14 protein-coding genes and 1 pseudogene are annotated in these 16,708 nt (G+C 72.7%); 8 read left to right on the top strand and 7 right to left on the bottom strand.

Translation table 11 applies throughout. From position 1 onward, the window contains the following. The 3 genes and pseudogenes from ACZ4IF_RS29750 to ACZ4IF_RS29760 all read right to left on the bottom strand — a co-directional run bounded on the left by ACZ4IF_RS29750 (window position 1) and on the right by ACZ4IF_RS29760 (window position 3,003). On the bottom strand, window positions 1–633 hold the full coding sequence (locus tag ACZ4IF_RS29750) for a TetR/AcrR family transcriptional regulator (RefSeq protein ID WP_467568239.1): 633 nt from the start codon (window positions 631–633) through the stop codon (window positions 1–3). Beyond that, complete coding sequence (locus tag ACZ4IF_RS29755) at window positions 630–2,075, bottom strand: MFS transporter (RefSeq protein ID WP_467568241.1); 1,446 nt, start codon at window positions 2,073–2,075, stop codon at window positions 630–632. The genes ACZ4IF_RS29750 and ACZ4IF_RS29755 overlap by 4 nt, the downstream gene beginning before the upstream one ends. Before the next feature lie 103 nt (window positions 2,076–2,178). Continuing rightward, a pseudogene (locus tag ACZ4IF_RS29760) lies at window positions 2,179–3,003 on the bottom strand (FAD-dependent monooxygenase). Window positions 3,004–3,364: 361 nt separating this feature from the next. Here ACZ4IF_RS29760 and melC1 point away from each other — a divergent pair. After that, window positions 3,365–3,745 carry an apotyrosinase chaperone MelC1 gene (gene melC1 / locus ACZ4IF_RS29765; RefSeq protein WP_467568244.1) on the top strand — a complete coding sequence of 127 codons (381 nt, stop codon included), beginning with the start codon at window positions 3,365–3,367 and terminating at the stop codon, window positions 3,743–3,745. Window positions 3,746–3,777: 32 nt separating this feature from the next. Then, entirely contained in the window at window positions 3,778–4,602 is an 825-nt protein-coding gene (gene melC2, locus ACZ4IF_RS29770) for a tyrosinase MelC2 (protein ID WP_467568246.1), read from the top strand. Window positions 4,603–4,699: 97 nt separating this feature from the next. Here the strand turns inward: melC2 and ACZ4IF_RS29775 are convergent, their stop codons facing one another. The 3 genes from ACZ4IF_RS29775 to ACZ4IF_RS29785 form a co-directional block, all read right to left on the bottom strand. Beyond that, the gene (locus ACZ4IF_RS29775) at window positions 4,700–5,392 is read right to left on the bottom strand and encodes a ribonuclease H family protein (protein WP_467568249.1); all 693 of its coding nucleotides are present in this window, start codon (window positions 5,390–5,392) and stop codon (window positions 4,700–4,702) included. Between the two features lie 168 nt (window positions 5,393–5,560). After that, window positions 5,561–6,559 carry an ArsR/SmtB family transcription factor gene (locus ACZ4IF_RS29780; protein WP_467568251.1) on the bottom strand — a complete coding sequence of 333 codons (999 nt, stop codon included), beginning with the start codon at window positions 6,557–6,559 and terminating at the stop codon, window positions 5,561–5,563. 108 nt (window positions 6,560–6,667) lie between these two features. Then, window positions 6,668–7,465: a VOC family protein gene (locus ACZ4IF_RS29785; RefSeq protein WP_467568567.1), complete on the bottom strand. Its 798-nt coding sequence runs from the start codon at window positions 7,463–7,465 to the stop codon at window positions 6,668–6,670. A 142-nt stretch (window positions 7,466–7,607) separates the two neighbouring features. Between ACZ4IF_RS29785 and ACZ4IF_RS29790 the strand changes: the two genes are divergently transcribed. The 5 genes from ACZ4IF_RS29790 to ACZ4IF_RS29810 all read left to right on the top strand — a co-directional run bounded on the left by ACZ4IF_RS29790 (window position 7,608) and on the right by ACZ4IF_RS29810 (window position 14,159). Beyond that, window positions 7,608–8,624 carry a zinc-binding alcohol dehydrogenase family protein gene (locus ACZ4IF_RS29790; RefSeq protein ID WP_467568569.1) on the top strand — a complete coding sequence of 339 codons (1,017 nt, stop codon included), beginning with the start codon at window positions 7,608–7,610 and terminating at the stop codon, window positions 8,622–8,624. Between the two features lie 63 nt (window positions 8,625–8,687). Next, window positions 8,688–10,196 (top strand): PP2C family protein-serine/threonine phosphatase, encoded by a 1,509-nt coding sequence (locus ACZ4IF_RS29795; RefSeq protein ID WP_467568253.1) that lies wholly within the window; start codon window positions 8,688–8,690, stop codon window positions 10,194–10,196. Window positions 10,197–10,700: 504 nt separating this feature from the next. Further along, window positions 10,701–11,375 (top strand): response regulator transcription factor, encoded by a 675-nt coding sequence (locus ACZ4IF_RS29800; protein ID WP_467568255.1) that lies wholly within the window; start codon window positions 10,701–10,703, stop codon window positions 11,373–11,375. Between the two features lie 8 nt (window positions 11,376–11,383). Beyond that, window positions 11,384–13,063 (top strand): hybrid sensor histidine kinase/response regulator, encoded by a 1,680-nt coding sequence (locus ACZ4IF_RS29805; protein ID WP_467568257.1) that lies wholly within the window; start codon window positions 11,384–11,386, stop codon window positions 13,061–13,063. A 172-nt stretch (window positions 13,064–13,235) separates the two neighbouring features. Beyond that, on the top strand, window positions 13,236–14,159 hold the full coding sequence (locus ACZ4IF_RS29810; RefSeq protein ID WP_467568259.1) for an SGNH/GDSL hydrolase family protein: 924 nt from the start codon (window positions 13,236–13,238) through the stop codon (window positions 14,157–14,159). Between the two features lie 53 nt (window positions 14,160–14,212). Here ACZ4IF_RS29810 and ACZ4IF_RS29815 read toward each other — a convergent pair whose 3' ends face one another. Continuing rightward, window positions 14,213–14,665 (bottom strand): hypothetical protein, encoded by a 453-nt coding sequence (locus ACZ4IF_RS29815; protein ID WP_467568261.1) that lies wholly within the window; start codon window positions 14,663–14,665, stop codon window positions 14,213–14,215. A gap of 216 nt (window positions 14,666–14,881) precedes the next feature. Here ACZ4IF_RS29815 and ACZ4IF_RS29820 point away from each other — a divergent pair, with 216 nt between their 5' ends. After that, on the top strand, window positions 14,882–16,645 hold the full coding sequence (locus tag ACZ4IF_RS29820) for an ABC transporter ATP-binding protein (RefSeq protein WP_467568263.1): 1,764 nt from the start codon (window positions 14,882–14,884) through the stop codon (window positions 16,643–16,645). Window positions 16,646–16,708 lie beyond the last annotated feature (63 nt).

A 16,708-nucleotide genomic window follows, 5' to 3' on the forward strand; every position in this document is an offset into this window, starting at 1 on the left:
TCACGGCGTGAGCTGGTTCTGCACCGCGGGCGCGTACCGGTCGGCGATGTCCTCGATCTCCGCGGCGCGCAGGTGCGTGCCGCGCGCGATGCCGTACATGACGCCGAGTCCGAGCAGGGCGGCAACGGCAAGTTCGGCGCGCAGGCCCGCGTCGGGGCCGGCGAGCCGCTCGGCGAGACGTTCGCTGACCTGGGTGCGGAAGTTGGCGCGCAGGATGTCGCCCTGTTCTCCGTGGAGCGGGGCGAAGACGATCCGCAGGACCGGGTCGGCGCCGCGCAGCGTCTGGCCTTCGAGGAGGTGGCGGACCATGTGGCGGCCGAGGTCCGGCAGGGGTGCGTCCAGCAGCGCCTCGGCGTCCGACTCGAAGGACATCACGCGGGCGAACAGCGCGTCCTTGTTGCCGAAGTACTTGAGGATCAGCGGCGCGCTCACCCCGGCCCGTTCGGCGACCGCCTTGAGCGTGATGTCCGCGTGGGCGTGCCGGGCCAGCAGATGGCGGGCGGCGCGGAGGATGGCCGCCTTCGTCGCCTCGGCGTCGCGACGCGGCGCGGGTGTCCTCGTCCCGTCGTCCTCGTGCCGGGCGCCGGCGGGGGACGCCGTGTCGCCGGGGTGCGGGGTGATCACTGTTCTCATGCTCCTTCGAGGGCCTCGTCACGGCGGGCCCCGGTACGGCCCCGGCTGCGCCGGGTCCCGCGGGAGCCGGGGTCGCCGGGTATCGAGAGAGCGGCGGCGCAGGCCACCAGTGCGACCGTACCCGCCATCACGAAGGCCAGCAGATAGCCGTGCAGTGTGGGCACCGGGGCACCCCCGACGAGGCTCGTGTGATGCACGAGGACGGCGGCGACCGCGGCGCTGCACACGGCCTGTCCGATGGTGCGCATCAGGACGTTGACGCCGTTGGCGGACGCGGTCTGCCCGGCCGGCACCGCCCGCAGGATCAGAGTGGGCAGGGCGGAGTAGGCGAGGGTGGTGCCCGTCGCGCAGACCGTGGCGCCCACGATGATCATCCACAGGTCGCGGCTGTCCATGATCCGCAGGAGATAGCCGAGGGCGATCACCGCCGCGCCGAGGGCCAGCGTGACCCGCGGGCCCCGGGCCGCCGATATACGGGCCGAGACGGGTGAGAGCAGCAGCATGGTCACTCCGCCGGGCAGCAGGCACAGGCCGGTCGCGACGATGGACAGGCCGAGGCCGTAGCCGGTCGCTTCGGGAGCCTGGACCAGTTGCGCCGTCACCAGGGAGTTGCCGTAGAAGGCGAATCCGGTCAGCAGCGCCGTGATGTGCGGGAGGGCGACGCGGGGCCGGGCGGCCAGCTTCAGGTCGACCAGCGGGCGTTCGGCGCGCAGCTGCTGCCGGCACCACAGGGCGAGTATCAGGACGCAGGCGACGAAGAGGCCCACGATCCCTGGGCTGGTCCAGCCCCAGGTGCCGCCCTGGGACACACCGAGGAGGAGGCACACGAGTCCGGCGGCCAGGCCCAGCGCGCCGAGCGTGTCGAAGCGGCCCGGCTCGCGGACGGGCGACTCGCGCACGGCCCACCAGGCGAGCGCGAGTCCGAAGGCGCCGAGCGCGGTCGTCGCCCAGAACATCGCGTGCCAGTCGGCGTACTGGACGACGAGCGCGGCGAGCGGCAGTCCGAGGGCGGCGCCGATGCCCACGGTGGAGCTCATCAGCGCGACCGCGGATCCCGTCTTCGCCGGCGGCAGTTCGTCGCGCAGGATGCTGATCGACAGCGGCACGACGGCGGCCGCCGCGCCCTGCAGGGCGCGGGCCGCGATGAGAAGGCCGATGTCCGACGTGAGGGCGCACAGGAGCGAGCCGACCGTCATGAGCGCGAGGGCCGTCAGCAGGACGCGCCGTTTGCCGTACATGTCTCCCGCACGGCCGAGGACCGGCGTCAGGACGGCTCCGGACAACAGGGTCGCCGTGACCATCCAGGAGACCGTGCTCGCCGAGGCCCCCGTCAGCCGTGGCAGGTCCGGCAGCAGCGGGACCACCACGGTCTGCATGACGGCCATGAGGATGCCGCCGAACGCCAGGACGGGGACGGTGAGCCGGTCCCGCAGAGCTGTCATGGGTTCTCCAGAAGTCAATGCGAAACCAGGTGAATTCATATTCACCTTATCGGTGAATCGCCATTCACCCAACCGTGCGTCCTCCCGGAGACCGCTTGGACCGCTACGGACGGGAGCGCGACTGCACCGTGCGGGCCACTCGCGGCCCCAGCCAGCGCTCGGAGCGGCGCAGCACCTCCAGTCGCCCCGCCGCACGATCCATGCGGTAGTACAGCTGCGGCGGCACGTAGGGAAGCAGCGGCGAGTGCCATTGGCCGAGCAGGGCGAACATCCGGGTGAGCGGGAGGCCGATGTAGCGCGAGAGGTTCTCGTACCACTGGACGCCGAGACGGGCCGCGCTCTGCACCGGCAGGAGCGCGCACCTGCACTCCTGCTCGTAGGGGGCGAGGGCGGACTCCAGCACGGGACGCTCGCACAGCGCACGGGCGAGGCTGATGGCGTCCTCCAGGGCGAGGGTGGTCCCGGCGCCGATCGAGTAGCGGGTGGTGTGGGCGGCGTCGCCGATCAGGACGAGGTTGCCGTGGTGCCAGGTCCGGTTGACCGGGGTGCGGAAGGTGAGCCACTGGGCGGTGCCGTCGGCGAACTCGACGCGCACACCGAGGGTCCGGGCCCGTTCGGCGAGCAGGTCGAGGAGCCGACGTCGGCCGATACCGAAGCCTTCGTCGCCGTGGTGCACCGCCGTGCCGCCCCCCACGTGGGCGACCCCGTCGCTCCAGCGGACCGATGCCTCGGCGACGGCGCGCGCCGACTCGGGGGCGCCCTCGCGGAGTTGGTCCAGCGAGGAGGACCAGTAGGTCACCCCCCAGCCCTACGTGGATCCGGCCGGGTTCCGCTCGTGGACGGTGATGTCGTGGGACGGTTCCTGGCGCTTCGTCAGAATCGAGAAGGACAGGCCGGCGGGTCCGCCGCCGACGCGCGCGAGCTCCACGCGCACCCCCCTTTTGTTGCGCAGAGCGGTCGATCGACCACGAAGAGCAGCAGAAGGTGACATTCCGCGAATCGCGGCGGAACGCGGGCGCGGATCACGTCAGTCTGCGCGCGTGAGCCGCACCACTCGCACGGGATCGGCGCCGCAAGATCATCGACAGCGGGCCCGCACACGGGAGGAATTCCTCCTTCCGGCGATCCCCGGACACCCCGCACAACAAGATCATCTTCGTTCAATCCTGCACGGCATGTGCGTGATTGTCCTGATCGCAGCCAACCGACATTCGGCGATTTCTCCCGCTCTTTGACGACCCGATAGGCATAACGGGTCATCCACTGAGCCGATCAACGGAGGAATCCGCATGCCGGAACTCACTCGTCGCCGCGCCCTCGGTGCCGCGGCGGCTCTCACCGCCGTGGCCGGTGCCGCCGCGGTCACCACGACCCCGGCGACCGCAGCACCGGCGCCGGTCCACCAGCACGGCGGACAGCCCGAGTCCTTCGACGAGGTGTACCGGGGCCGCCGCATACAGGGCCGCCCCGCGAGCGGCGGCGGTCACCACCACGGCGCCGGATACGCCGTGTTCATCGACGGCGTGGAACTGCACGTGATGCAGAACGCCGACGGCAGCTGGATCAGCGTCGTCAGCCACTACGACCCGGTCGCCACCCCGCGCGCCGCCGCACGCGCCGCGGTCGTCGAGCTCCAAGGCGCTCCGCTGGTCCCCTTCAACGGCAACTGAACCACCCGCAAGCAGATCGTGGAGTCCCGCACATGACCGTACGCAAGAACCAGGCGAACCTGACCGCCGACGAGAAGCGGCGCTTCGTCGACGCGCTGGTGCAGCTCAAGCGCAGTGGCCGCTACGACGCCTTCGTGACGACGCACAACGCCTTCATCCTCGGTGACACCGACAACGGCGAACGGACGGGCCACCGTTCGCCGTCGTTCCTGCCCTGGCATCGCAGATTCCTCATCGAGTTCGAACGCGCGCTGCAGTCCGTGGACGCCTCCGTCGCGCTGCCGTACTGGGACTGGAGCACCGACCGCACGACGCGCTCCTCGCTGTGGGCGCCCGACTTCCTCGGCGGCACCGGGCGCAGCCTCGACGGGCGGGTGACGGACGGCGCGTTCGCGGCCTCCTCGGGCAACTGGCCGATCAACGTGCGTGTCGACAGCCGCACCTATCTGCGCCGCTCGCTCGGCGCCGGTGTGCGGGAACTGCCCACGCGCGCCGAGGTGGAGTCGGTGCTCGCCATGACGACGTACGACATGGCGCCCTGGAACAGCTCCTCGGACGGCTTCCGCAACCACCTCGAAGGCTGGCGCGGCGTCAACCTCCACAACCGGGTGCATGTGTGGGTGGGCGGCCAGATGGCCACCGGGGTCTCCCCCAACGACCCGGTCTTCTGGCTCCACCACGCCTACATAGACAAGCTGTGGGCGGAGTGGCAGCGCCGGCACCCGGACTCCGGCTATCTGCCGCTCGCCGGCACCCCGAACGTAGTGGACATCGGGGAGACGATGAAGCCGTGGAACGACGTGCGGCCGTCGGACCTGCTGGACCACACCGAGTTCTACACGTTCGACACGGCCTGACCGGGCCCGCTCGGGCCCGGTGGGCCACTCCTGCGCTCGCGCGGGACACGCGGCCCCGGCCGGCACCGTCGCGACGGCCGGTCCGTACTGCCGGGCCTCAGGCCGCGCCCGTCCGGCACTCCGGGTGCCCCCAGCCCTCCGCGTTCTTGGCGATGGACTCGCCCGCCGCGTAGGAACGGCCGCAGACACAGCGGCCGGGGAACTTGGCCTTGATGGTGCGGGTCGACGTGCCCTGCCGGGCGGGCCTGGCGGAGGCGCGGCGCCGGGCCGCCGGGGCGGGGGCGTCCGGGGAGGGCGGCGGCTCCGGGGACCCCAGGTCGCTGCCCGCGGCCTGCTGCACCACCGCGGCCTGGCTCGCGGCCCGGTCGGCGAAGTCGTTGAGCCGGTCGCCGTCCACCTGGTGCGCCGGGACGTAGCGGAACTCCACGGTGCGGCCGTCGAGGAGCTCGTCGATACGGGCGACGAGCTCCTGATTGGCGACGGGCTTCCCGGCGGCCGTCTTCCAGCCCTTGCGCTTCCAGCCCGGCAGCCAGGTGGTGACGGCCTTCATCGCGTACTGGGAGTCCATCCGGATCTCCAGCGGAACGTCGGGCGCGACGGCCGTCAACAGGCGCTCCAGCGCGGTCAGTTCGGCGACATTGTTGGTCGCCGTGCCCAGCGGGCCGGCCTCCCAGCGGGTGGGGCTCTCGTCTCCGTCGGCGACGACCCAGGCCCATCCGGCAGGTCCCGGGTTTCCCTTCGAGGCCCCGTCACAGGCGGCCACAACACGTTCAGGCATGGCCTCGATCATGCCACGCGCCGACCGGTGCCGGGGCCGGGGCGGGAGTCCCGTGCCGGGGCGGGAGCCGCGTGCCGATGGCGGTGCCGGGGCCGGAGCCCGGTGCCCGTGCGGGAGCCCGGTGCCCGTGCCCGCGCCGGTGCCGGTGCCGATGCCAGGGGCAAGCGCCGGGGCGAGGGCTCACCCGGCTCCGGAGGAGCTTCCGGTGCCCAGCAGCCGCAGTCCCAGGAGGGTGGCCGTGTGCAGGACGTACTTGCCGTCGCGGTGGCTCGCCAGGAGACCGCCGTCGCGCAGGACGCCGATCTGGTAGCTGGCGCTGGGCAGCGCGATCCCCACCGCCCGCGCCACCTCCGACGTGGAGCGCGGGCCACCGTCCGCGACCTCGGCGAGTACGGCGGTGCGGGTGCGGCCCAGCAGGCGTTCCAGCCCGTCGTCCGTGTTCCTGGCGACGGTGAGCGGGGCCTTCGCCACCGGGTAGACGAGCACCGGGTCCAGGCCCGGATCGGCCAGCGCGGTCGGCCGGCGCCAGCAGAAGTACGAAGGGACGAGCAGCAGGCCACGCCCCTCCAGGTGCAGATCGCGCTCGGTGGGATAGTCCACCTCGAGCACCGGGGCCCGCCAGCGCGCCAGCGGCCCCATGCCGGCGAGAAGGGCCTGCGTACCGCCGTCGAGCAGGGCCCGGGAGCGCACGTCGACATCGTTGCCGACGGCCGTGCGGATGTGCGGCCAGTACGGCTCCAGCAGGGTCCGGAAGTAGGTGCCGAGAGCGACGGTCAGGGACCTGAGCCCGTCGCCGCCGGGCCCGCCCAGCGAGGTCGTCCACGCGGGCAGCGGACGCGCCTCGGCCAGTCGCGTCAGCTCACGGGTCAGCCGCGTACGAGGCGTGCCCCGTAACTCCTCCAGGCCCGCGGCGAGGCCACCACCGGTGACCGGCGGCGTGAGGAAGTCCGGGATGTAGCCGGCCGCCGGGATCAGCGCGCGCAGCGGGCCCAGCGCGCGGCCCGCGGCGGCGTCCTGGGAGAGACGTTCACGGGCCGCGCGCCGCCAGTGGCCGAAGTCCAGGGGACCCTGCCCCGTCTCCAACCGGCAGACGCTGCAGACCAGTTCCCACAGCGGATCGGGTTGCCGGGCCACGCGGATGTTCTGAAGATCGGTCGACGTGAAGTGAATGCGGAGCATGCGGTCTCTTCCACTCGCCCTTCCTCGTGCCGGCTCGGCCCCTGAGCGCCGTCGCCACAAGGAGGGACGAATACCGCATCCGCGCGGTTGCCCTCGTGAGGCGGCGCCTCAGGACACCTCGTTCATCGCCGGCATCTCCCCTTGCGTGGTGCTCACGTCGATGACGGAGAAGGACGCGCCCTGCGGGTCGCTGAGCGCCGCGAACCGGCCGAACGGGCTGTCCATGGGCCCGAACCGCAGGACGGCGCCGCGCTCGGTCGCCTTCGTCACGGCCGCGTCGCAGTCCTCGACGGTGAAGTACACGTTGACGTACGGCGGCACCTCGGGCGGGAACTCGTCCGTCATCTTCATCCGGCCCAGAACGGGGTTCTCCCCCACGCTGAAGATCCGGTAGTCGGTGGTGTCGTCCTCCATCTGCCGCGCGCCGAGCGGGAAGACGGCCGGGAAGAAGGCGTCGGACTTCTCCGGTTCGCGGGTGAACAGCTCGGCCCACGCGTACGCGCCCGGTTCGGCAACCGCCTCGAAGCCCTCGTGGGTGCCGCCCTGCCACACGCCGAACACGGCGCCGCTCGGGTCGCGGGCCAGCGCCATCGTGCCGAACTCGCCGACCTGCATCGGCTCCATCAGCACCTCGCCGCCGTTGTCCCTGATCTTGGTGGCGGTGGCGGCGGCGTCGGGTGAGGAGAAGTACAGGCACCAGGCCGACTGGCCCTCCTGCCCGGGCATCGGCGGCACGACCGCGGCCACCGCCTTGCCGTTCGCGTACGCCTGCGTGTAGTTGCCGTACTCCGACGACGACTCTCCGAACGTCCAGCCCAGCACGTCACCGTAGAAGCTCTTCGCTCCCTCGACATCGCTGAACATCGCGTCCGCCCAACAGGGCGTTCCTTCGGGCTGTACGGCCATGACGTCGACCTTCTCGTGCTCGGTGAACGGGTGTGCGCCTTTCACGCTAGCCAGGCTCCGCGCGGGCCGCGCGCCGAGCGGCAGCGACCGCAGGACACTGGTGAACGGGCACAGTGTCGTCGACGGAACGAGGCACGTGATGATGCACGCGTGGGAGGTGGCCCGGCCCGGGCCCATCGAACAGGGGCCGCTGCGCTTCGTCGAGAAGCCGGTTCCGTCACCGGAGCCCGACGAGATCCTGGTGCATGTCCGCGCCTGCGGCGTGTGCCGCACGGACCTGCACGTCAGCGAGGGCGATCTGCCCGTACGCAGGCCGGGGGTGACTCCGGGGCACGAGGTGGTCGGCGTGGTCGCGGGCACGGGCGACGCGGTCGACGGCTTCGCCCTCGGCGACCGGGTCGGCGTCGCGTGGCTGCGCCGTACCGACGGCACCTGTGCCTACTGCGCGCGGGGCGCGGAGAACCTCTGCCCGGCATCCGAGTACACCGGCTGGGACGCCGACGGCGGCTACGCCGAGTACACGACCGTCCCGGCGGCCTTCGCGTACCGGCTGCCCGCGGACCTGGACGACGTCGCCGCGGCGCCCCTGCTGTGCGCGGGCATCATCGGCTATCGCGCGCTACTGCGGGCCGGGCTGACACCCGGCGGGCGGCTCGGGCTGTACGGCTTCGGGGGCAGCGCCCACCTGTGCGCGCAGCTGGCGCTCGCGCAGGGCGCCACCGTGCACGTCCTGACCCGCGACGCGGCCTCGCGACGGCTGGCGCTCGACCTGGGGGCCGCGTCCGCCCGGGGGGCGTACGACGAGCCGCCCGAGCCGCTCGACAGCGCGATCCTGTTCGCGCCGGTCGGCGACCTGGTCCCGGTCGCCCTGCGCGCACTCGACCGGGGCGGGATCCTGGCGGTCGCGGGGATCCATCTGAGCGACGTCCCCGTGCTGCACTACCAGCGAGAGCTGTTCTACGAGAAGGAGCTGCGCAGCGTCACCTCGAACACGCGACGGGACGGGCGTGACTTCCTGGCCCTCGCGGCCCGGCACGGTGTCCGGGCGACGACGCACCCCTACCCCCTGTCGCGGGCGCAGGACGCCCTGCGGGACCTCAAGGCGGGCCGGTTCGACGGAGCGGCGGTACTGGTGAACGATCTTCCGCCGTCGGCCTGACCGTGCGGGTCCGCCGCGCCCGTGCGTGGATGGTGCCAGAGGCCTGGTGCGGAGGGAGGAGGCATGACGGACCGGGGCGGTGACTCCACCGCGGGCACGGGGGCGCCGGCCGACGCGCCGGACTCCACCGCGAGTGCGTGGCCGCCGCCCGACGCACCGGGCACCTCCGGGCCGGCGGGGGCGTCGTCCGAAGCTCCGGACGACGCCGCGAGTACGGGGCCCTCTCCCGACGCACCGGGCACCTCCGGGCCGGCGGGGACCTCGTCCGAAGCTCCGGACACCACCCCGAGTACGGGGCCATCTCCCGCCCCTCCGGGCACCACCCCGAATACGGGGCCATCCCCCGCCCCGCCGGACACCACCCCGAATACGGGGCCGCCGCCCGACCCGCTCGTCGACGCCGTCGAGTCGATCGGGACCACGCTGCAGGAGCCGGCCACCTGCGCCGAGCTCGTCGCGTTCGTGTGCCGTCACTTCTGCGACGCGGCAGCCGTCGATCTGCTGCCGGCGGACATCCCGGCCGCCCCGAGCCCGTCCGACCCGAGCCCGTCCGCCCCGGGCCTGTCGCGCGTCGCCACGGCGGGCCGCGTCGAGCTGCTCCCCCCGGCACACGGACCCCGCCCGCTGTCCGTCCGGGCGCTGGAGGAAGGGCACCCGATCGCCGCCTCGCTCGATCTGTCGGGACGCGTTCCCCGGCAGGTCATGACCGTGCCCCTGCTCGCCCGCGGCCGGCGGTACGGGGTGCTCGTCGCCGTCCGCCGGGGGCCCGCCTTCAGCGACGCGGAGGCGTCGCGCACGCACGACGCGACCCGTCTCGCGGCCGTCCACCTGGGCCATGCGCGACGGCACGGCGCCATGCGCAGTACGGTCCTGTCGCTCCAGCGGGCGCTGCTCGCCGAGCCCGGCCGCCCGCATCCGAACCTGGAGCTGGCCACGCGCTATCTGCCGGCCGGGGGCAGCACCCTGGTGGGCGGGGACTGGTTCGAGACCGTGCGGCTGCACTTCGGGCGCACCCTGCTGGTCGTGGGCGACGTCATGGGGCACGGACTGGACGCGGCGGTGGACATGAACGCGTACCGCTCGATGCTGCGCTACGTCGCGGCCACGGACCTGCCGCCGCACCGGGTGCTGCGCCGGCTCGACGCGGCCGTAGCCGAGGACGGCACCCGACGGCCCGCCACCAGTCTGCTCGTGCGGGTGGACCCCGCGCGCGGCGTGGCTTCGCTCGCGAGCGCCGGGCACCTGCCCCCGGTGGTGTTCTGCGGCGACGGCACCGGCGAGCTGGTGGACCTGCCCGTCGGCCCTCCGCTCGGCACGGGCGTCGGCGGCTACGAACAGGCCCGCCGCAGGCTGGCGCCCGACGACACCCTGGTGATGTTCACCGACGGTCTCGTGGAGCACCGCGGGGAGGACATCGACGAGTCGCTCGCCCGCCTGGCCGGACTGCGTCTGCCGCGGGGGGCGAACGTCGACGACCTGCTCGACGGGATCCTCGCCGAGCTCGACACGCGGCACGCGGAGGACGACGTGGCGGTACTCGCGGCCCGCATCCGCCACCGGCCGACGACGTGACACCGCCCCGGCCCACTGCGCCGGGGTCGCGACGGGCACGGGGTTCTCATCGACGTGCGGCGAGCGTGGACTCCTCGACGGCCCGCGGCGGGCCCGGCCGCGGCATGGTGGACGGGGCCGCGCACGGGCGACCCTCCTGCCGACCGTGCGGCAGCGGGACACCGGTCACGGCCTCGGCCCCGCGTGACACCCGCCGGCCGCCCGACGGACACGGACGGTGCGCCGGCCACCATGCCGTGCGCCGCGCGGGATACATCGGGCGGGCCCGCGCACTCGCACGGTGCCCGTCACGCGGTCATGCCAGGACGTGGGCGTGCGCCGGCGCGGGTTCGTGCGGCGGTGCTTCGCTCCCCGCACCGCACGAGCCCGCGCCGAACTCCCCCCGATTGGTTCCCCCTTGAACCGTGGGCGGTTCCTGTTCTACCTTCACCACATGGTCGGGGCATCAACGCCCGCTCACCCGTGCAACAACACGGGGCGGGCGGCAGCTGGACCGGGGGTGGGATGCGACCTCGCCTCGCGTTGATCGAGGACGACACCGACTTCGCACTGATGTGCACCTCCTATCTGGAGCGTGCGGGATTCACGGTCCGCTGGGCGGGCGACGCGCGCGCCGGGAAGGCCGCCATGTACGACGGTGGCATCGACCTGGTCGTCCTCGATCTCGGGCTGCCCGACGGCAGTGGGCTGGAGCTGCTGCGTGCCCTGCGTTCCACCAGCCGTCTCCCGGTGATCGTCGTCTCCGGGCGCGGTGAGGAGGCGGACCGGGTGGCGGGGCTGGAGATCGGCGCCGACGACTACCTGGTCAAGCCCTTCTCGCAGCGTGAACTCGTCGCCAGGATCCGTGCGGTGCTGCGCCGTTCCGAGCCGCCCGACGTGCCGGTCGTCCTGGAGGCCGGGGCACTGCGCGTGGACACGGCGGCCCACCGGGCGACCGTCGCGGGCGTCCCGCTGGCGCTACGTCCCAAGGAGTACGCCCTGTTGGAGCTGCTGGCCCGCTCCCCCGGCCGGGTCTTCTCGGCGGAACAGCTGCTGGAGCAGGTCTGGGGCGGGTCCTGGCAACCCTCGGCGACCGTCGTCGAGCACGTCTACCGGCTGCGCGGCAAGCTCGCCGGAGTCTCCACGTCCGCACCGCGGATCACCACGGTGCGCGGCTTCGGTTACCGACTCGATCCCTGAGGGCCGCCATGTCCGCGAACACCCCTTATCCCGTGCCCGACTTCAGGAACCTGTTCGACACGACGCTCTCGCCCCTCCTCGTCCTGGCGCCCGACTTCACGATCGTGGAGGTCAACCGGGCCTACCTGAACGCCACCCGCACCGAGCGGAGCATCGTCGGGCGTCCCATTTTCGAGGTGTTCCCCGACAATCCGGACGACCCGTCGGCGGACGGCGTCGCCAATCTGCGCCGCTCGCTGCGGTCCGTGCTGGAAACACGCCGGACGGACACGATGGCCCTCCAGCGCTACGACATCCCGACGGGTGAGGCGGGCGGGTTCGCCGAGCGGTACTGGAGCCCGGTCAACACGCCGGTGATCGACGCGGACGGCACGGTCACCCACATCATCCACCGTGTCGAGGACGTCACCGAGTTCGTCCGGCTGCGCCGGGCCGGGCAGGAACGGGAGCGCGCCGAGGCGGCGGCACGGACACGCGCCGAGGACATGGAGATCGATCTCTTCGTGCGGGCCAGGGAGATCCGTGAGGTCAACGAGCAGCTAAGTCGCGCCAATGCCGAACTCGACGCGGCGGGGCGGACATTGCGGGAGGAGCAGCAGGCCAAGGACCGGTTCATCGCCACCCTCTCGCACGAACTGCGCAATCCGCTCGCCGCCGCCACCGCGGCCACCGAACTGCTCGCCCTGGACCTGCCCGAGGGCCATCCGGCGCTGTCCGTCCTGGAACGCCAGCTCGGCACGCTGGTGCGGATGAGCAACGACCTCCTCGACGGGACGCGGGCGGTGACCGGGCGGCTGGAGCTGGTGCGGGGGCGGACGGACCTGCGCCCCGTGGTCGCGGGCGCCTGCGCGGACATCCGCGGCCTGTTCGACCACGACGGCCGCACGCTCGACGTCGACCTGCCCGCCGAGCCGGTACTCGTGGACGGGGACCGGCTGAGGCTGGCTCAAGTGCTGACGAATCTGCTGTCCAACGCGCTCAAGTACACACCCGCGGGAGGGAGTACGCGGGTGAGCCTGTCGGTGGCGCAGGACCGGGCACGTCTGAGCGTCGTGGACGACGGGATCGGCTTCGCGCCCGGACAGGCCGAGGAACTGTTCGGCGTCTTCATGCGCGCCGCCCCGGCGGGACCGAGCACACCCGAGGGACTCGGCCTGGGTCTCTCGGTGGCCCGCACGATCGTCGAACTCCACGGCGGCCGGATCTCCGCGCACAGCGAAGGCCCGGGTACCGGTGCCACGTTCACGGCGGTGCTCCCGCTCGCGACCGCGACGGTGCCGGAACCGCGCCGCGCGCCGCGGTCCCGTATCGTGCCGAAGCAGCTGGCCGTCCTGATCGTCGAGGACAACACCGACCTCGCCACGACCTATCGCACCCTGCTGGAGCGGCAGGGCCACCATGTCACCGCCGTGCACACCGGCGAGGACGCGATCACGGCCACCCGGGCCCACCTGTTCGACGTCGTCCTGTGCGACCTGGGCCTGCCGGACATCGACGGTTACGCGGTCGCGCGAGCGGTGCGGTCGCGGCCGCACGGCGGGAAGGTCCGGCTGATCGCGATCTCCGGGTTCAGCCGGGGTTCCGACCAGGGCGAGTCACGGAGCGCCGGTTTCGACGCCCATCTGGCCAAGCCGCTTCCGCTGGTGGACCTGCTGGAACTGCTGGGCGGCACGCTCCCCGAGCGGTGACGTACGCCGTCGCCGCCCCCGGCAGCCCGCCCTCTCTGCGGACTCCGCCCCGGTGCCTGCTGCCAACCGTGCCCGTCCCGGGCGCGTCGCATGGCCGAGGTGTGTCTTCCGCCTTGCACCCGCCTGTGCTTGCCTGGGGAACCCTTTCGGTGGACGGGGCGGGAGTTGCCGTATGCGGAAACCGTGGATCGTGGGGGTGCTGTTGGCCGGGCTGCTGCTCGGCGCGTGCGGCGACCCCGCGTCGAGCCCGGAGGCGGCCCCGCCCGTTCCCGCCGTGCCCGAGGGCACGGGGCCCTCGGCCCGGACCACCCATCAGGGTGCGGCGGCGTCCCCGGGGGCGGGCACCCCCGCGGAGGCACCGAAGGTGCTGTACCTCGGTGACTCGCTCGCCATGGAGAACCAGAAGGTCCTCGGCGGGCTGCTCCGGGACCGGCTGCACGCGCGCTACACGAGTGCCCCGCGCTCGGGCACCACCTTGTGCGACTACCTGGAAGGCACCGGCGCGAAGTCGCTCGTGCCGGCCGGCGACAAGGCGGCCGCCCTGGTGCGCTCGCTGCGGCCGGACTTCGTCGTGCTGCAGTTCTGGGGCAACTCCTGGGGCTACACCCCTTGCATGGACGGCATCACCTACGACAAGCAGCGCGGCCCGTACTTCCAGCGGTACGAGGCGGACATGAAGCGGCTGACGGACCAGATAGCCGGGGCGGCGGACGGCGCCTCACGCCCCCGGATCGTGTGGGTGCTCCAGGGGCCCGACCCGATCACCCCCACCCGGGTCCAGAAGGTGAACGAGCTGTACGAGGCCCGGGCCCGCGCCTCCGGCGATCTCGTGGCGGACGCAGGCAGGACGGTGAGCGCGACATCGGCCCGCTACACCTGGACGCAGTACCTGCCCTGCACGTCGTACGAGCGCACCCATCCGAGGTACTGCACCCAGCCGGGCAGTGACCGCACGGCCCTCCACCGCGACGACGACTACCTGCACTTCTGCCTGGCCCCCACGACGACCACCCCGAAGCCCTGCCCGGTCGGCTCCCCCGGGATCCAGCGCATCACACGGGAGATCACCCGCGTGGTCGCCGATCACACCGGCTGATCCGGTCCGGGCCGGCAGGGTTCACCGGCCGGCGAGGCCGTCCGGTGGCCGGCTCAGGCCCCCTGCGCCGTGCCGTCCCCGGATGCGGACGTGGCCCCCTGGGCCGGATCCGCCGAGGCCGGCGGGGGCGCGACCTGGCGGGCGAGGAAGGCGTCGATCAGGGCCTGTTGGCCGTCCGAGGAGACCCCCCGGAGTTCGAGACGGTCCTCGCCCATCGTGATGCTGGCGGTGCGGACGGGCCGGTTGCCGAGCCATGACGCCACCGCCTGCACCACGCTCCGCAGCACGACCGGCGCGGCGATCACCGCGAGCGCTCCGACGACGATCACCTCGCCCGGCTTGGCACGATCGGGAACCGCGCCCGATCGGTTCAACTCGGCTCGCTCGATCTCGAGTTCGAGCAGCCGTTCCCGCAACTGCCGGGTGAGCGCGTCCAGTTCCTCCTGGTCACTGTCCGCGTCGCCCTCCAGCAGGAGGTCCATCCGACGCGTCGGGTCGTCGCCCACCGTGTCCCCCGATTCCCCCGGTGCGGCCGAATCCGGAGCAGTCTAGCCGCCGGCGCACGTCGGCGGCCGGTCGCGCAGGAAGAGCGTCCCTGCCGGACGTCCAGGTCCACCCTCCGGGATGTCGGGGTCGTCCGTGGTGCCCGCGGGGTGTACGCGCCCGCCGTTCGGGCAGTAAGCGCTTGCCCTCTACTCGGCCACTGGGGAGGACCATCGCCGATGGCGTCGTCCGAGAGACCGCTCGACCACCGTTACCGGGGCGAGCACCCGATCCGCACCCTCGCCTACCTGTTCCGCGCCGACCGCCGCCGACTGGCCGGCGCCTTCGTGCTCTTCACCGTGAAACACAGTCCGGTGTGGCTCCTGCCGCTGATCACCGCGGCCATCATCGACACCGTCGTCCAGCACCGGCCGATCGGCCGGATGTGGCTGAGCGCCGGGATCATCCTGTTCATCCTGCTGGTCAACATCCCGCTGCACCTGCTGTACGTACGTCTGCTGTACGGCAGCGTGCGCCGCATGGGCACCGACCTGCGGTCGGCGCTGTGCACCCGCATGCAGCAGCTGTCCATCGGCTACCACTCGCGGGTCAGCGCCGGCGTGCTCCAGGCGAAGGTCGTCCGTGACGTGGAGACGGTCGAGCAGATGGTGCAGCAGACCGCCGAGACCGGACTCGGCGCGCTCACCGTGCTCACCGGCGGCCTCGTCGTGATCGCCGTCCGCACACCCGAGTTCGTGCCCGTGTTCGTGTGCGTCGTGCCGGTCGCGGCGCTGCTCGTCGCCCGGCTGCGGACCCGGCTGCGCTCGCAGAACGAGCACTTCCGCCACGAGGTCGAGCATCTGTCGTCGCGGGTCACGGAGATGACCCGGCTCATCCCGGTGACGCGGGCGCACGGGCTGGAGGGCAAGGCGCTGCGCCGTATGGACGGCACGCTGCGGCAGGTGCTCCACTCCGGGCTCCGCCTCGACCTGCTCAACGGCCGGTTCGCCTCGCTGGCCTGGGTGTTCCTCAATGTCGTCGGCGTGGTCTTCCTCACCTGCGCGGCACTGGTGTCCTACTACGGCGTGTGGGGTGTCACGCCGGGCGACGTCGTGATGCTCAGCGCCTTCCTGACCACCCTCACCAACTCCACGACGACGCTCGCGGGACTGGCTCCGGTCATCACCAAGGGTCTGGAGTCGGTGCGTTCGGTCGGCGAGGTCCTCCAGGCACCCGAACTGGAGGACAACGAGGGCAAGTCGGAGGTGACGTCCGTGCGAGGCGCCGTCGCCTTCGAGGGCGTCGGGCACGCCTACGAGGAAGGCAGGCCCGCCGTACGGGACTTCACCCTCTCCGTCGCGCCGGGCGAGACCGTGGCCCTGGTGGGCGCCTCGGGGGCGGGCAAGTCCACGGTGCTGAACCTCGTCATCGGTTTCATCCGCCCCGGTTCGGGCCGCCTGCTGCTCGACGGCACCGACATGAGCACCCTGGACCTGCGCACGTACCGGCGGTTCGTCTCGGTCGTCCCTCAGGAGTCGATCCTCTTCGACGGCACCGTCCGGGAGAACGTGGCGTACGGCATGGACGACGCCGGGGACACGGTGGTGCGGCAGGCCCTGCGCGACGCGAACGCGCTGGAGTTCGTCGACCGGCTGTCCCAGGGCCTCGACACCGTGGTGGGCGAGCACGGGGCGCGGCTGTCCGGCGGGCAGCGCCAGCGGCTGGCCATCGCGCGGGCGCTGATCCGCGACCCCCGGGTCCTCATCCTCGACGAGGCCACCTCGGCGCTGGACACGCATTCCGAGGCCCTCGTCCAGCAGGCGCTGGCCCGGCTGCTGCGCGGCCGCACCACGTTCGTCGTGGCGCACCGGCTGTCGACCGTCCGGGGCGCCGACCGCATCGTCGTGATGGGGGACGGCGTCATCCGGGAGATCGGCTCGCACGAGGAACTGCTGCGGCGCGGCGGCGCCTACGCGGCTCTGTACAGCGGTCAGCCCGCCTGAGGGCGCCCGGCCCGCCCGGACGCCGGAACGCTTCGGGCTCGGGCGGGCCGCAGGGACCGCGCG

Source organism: Streptomyces sp. NPDC025784 (assembly GCF_055558435.1).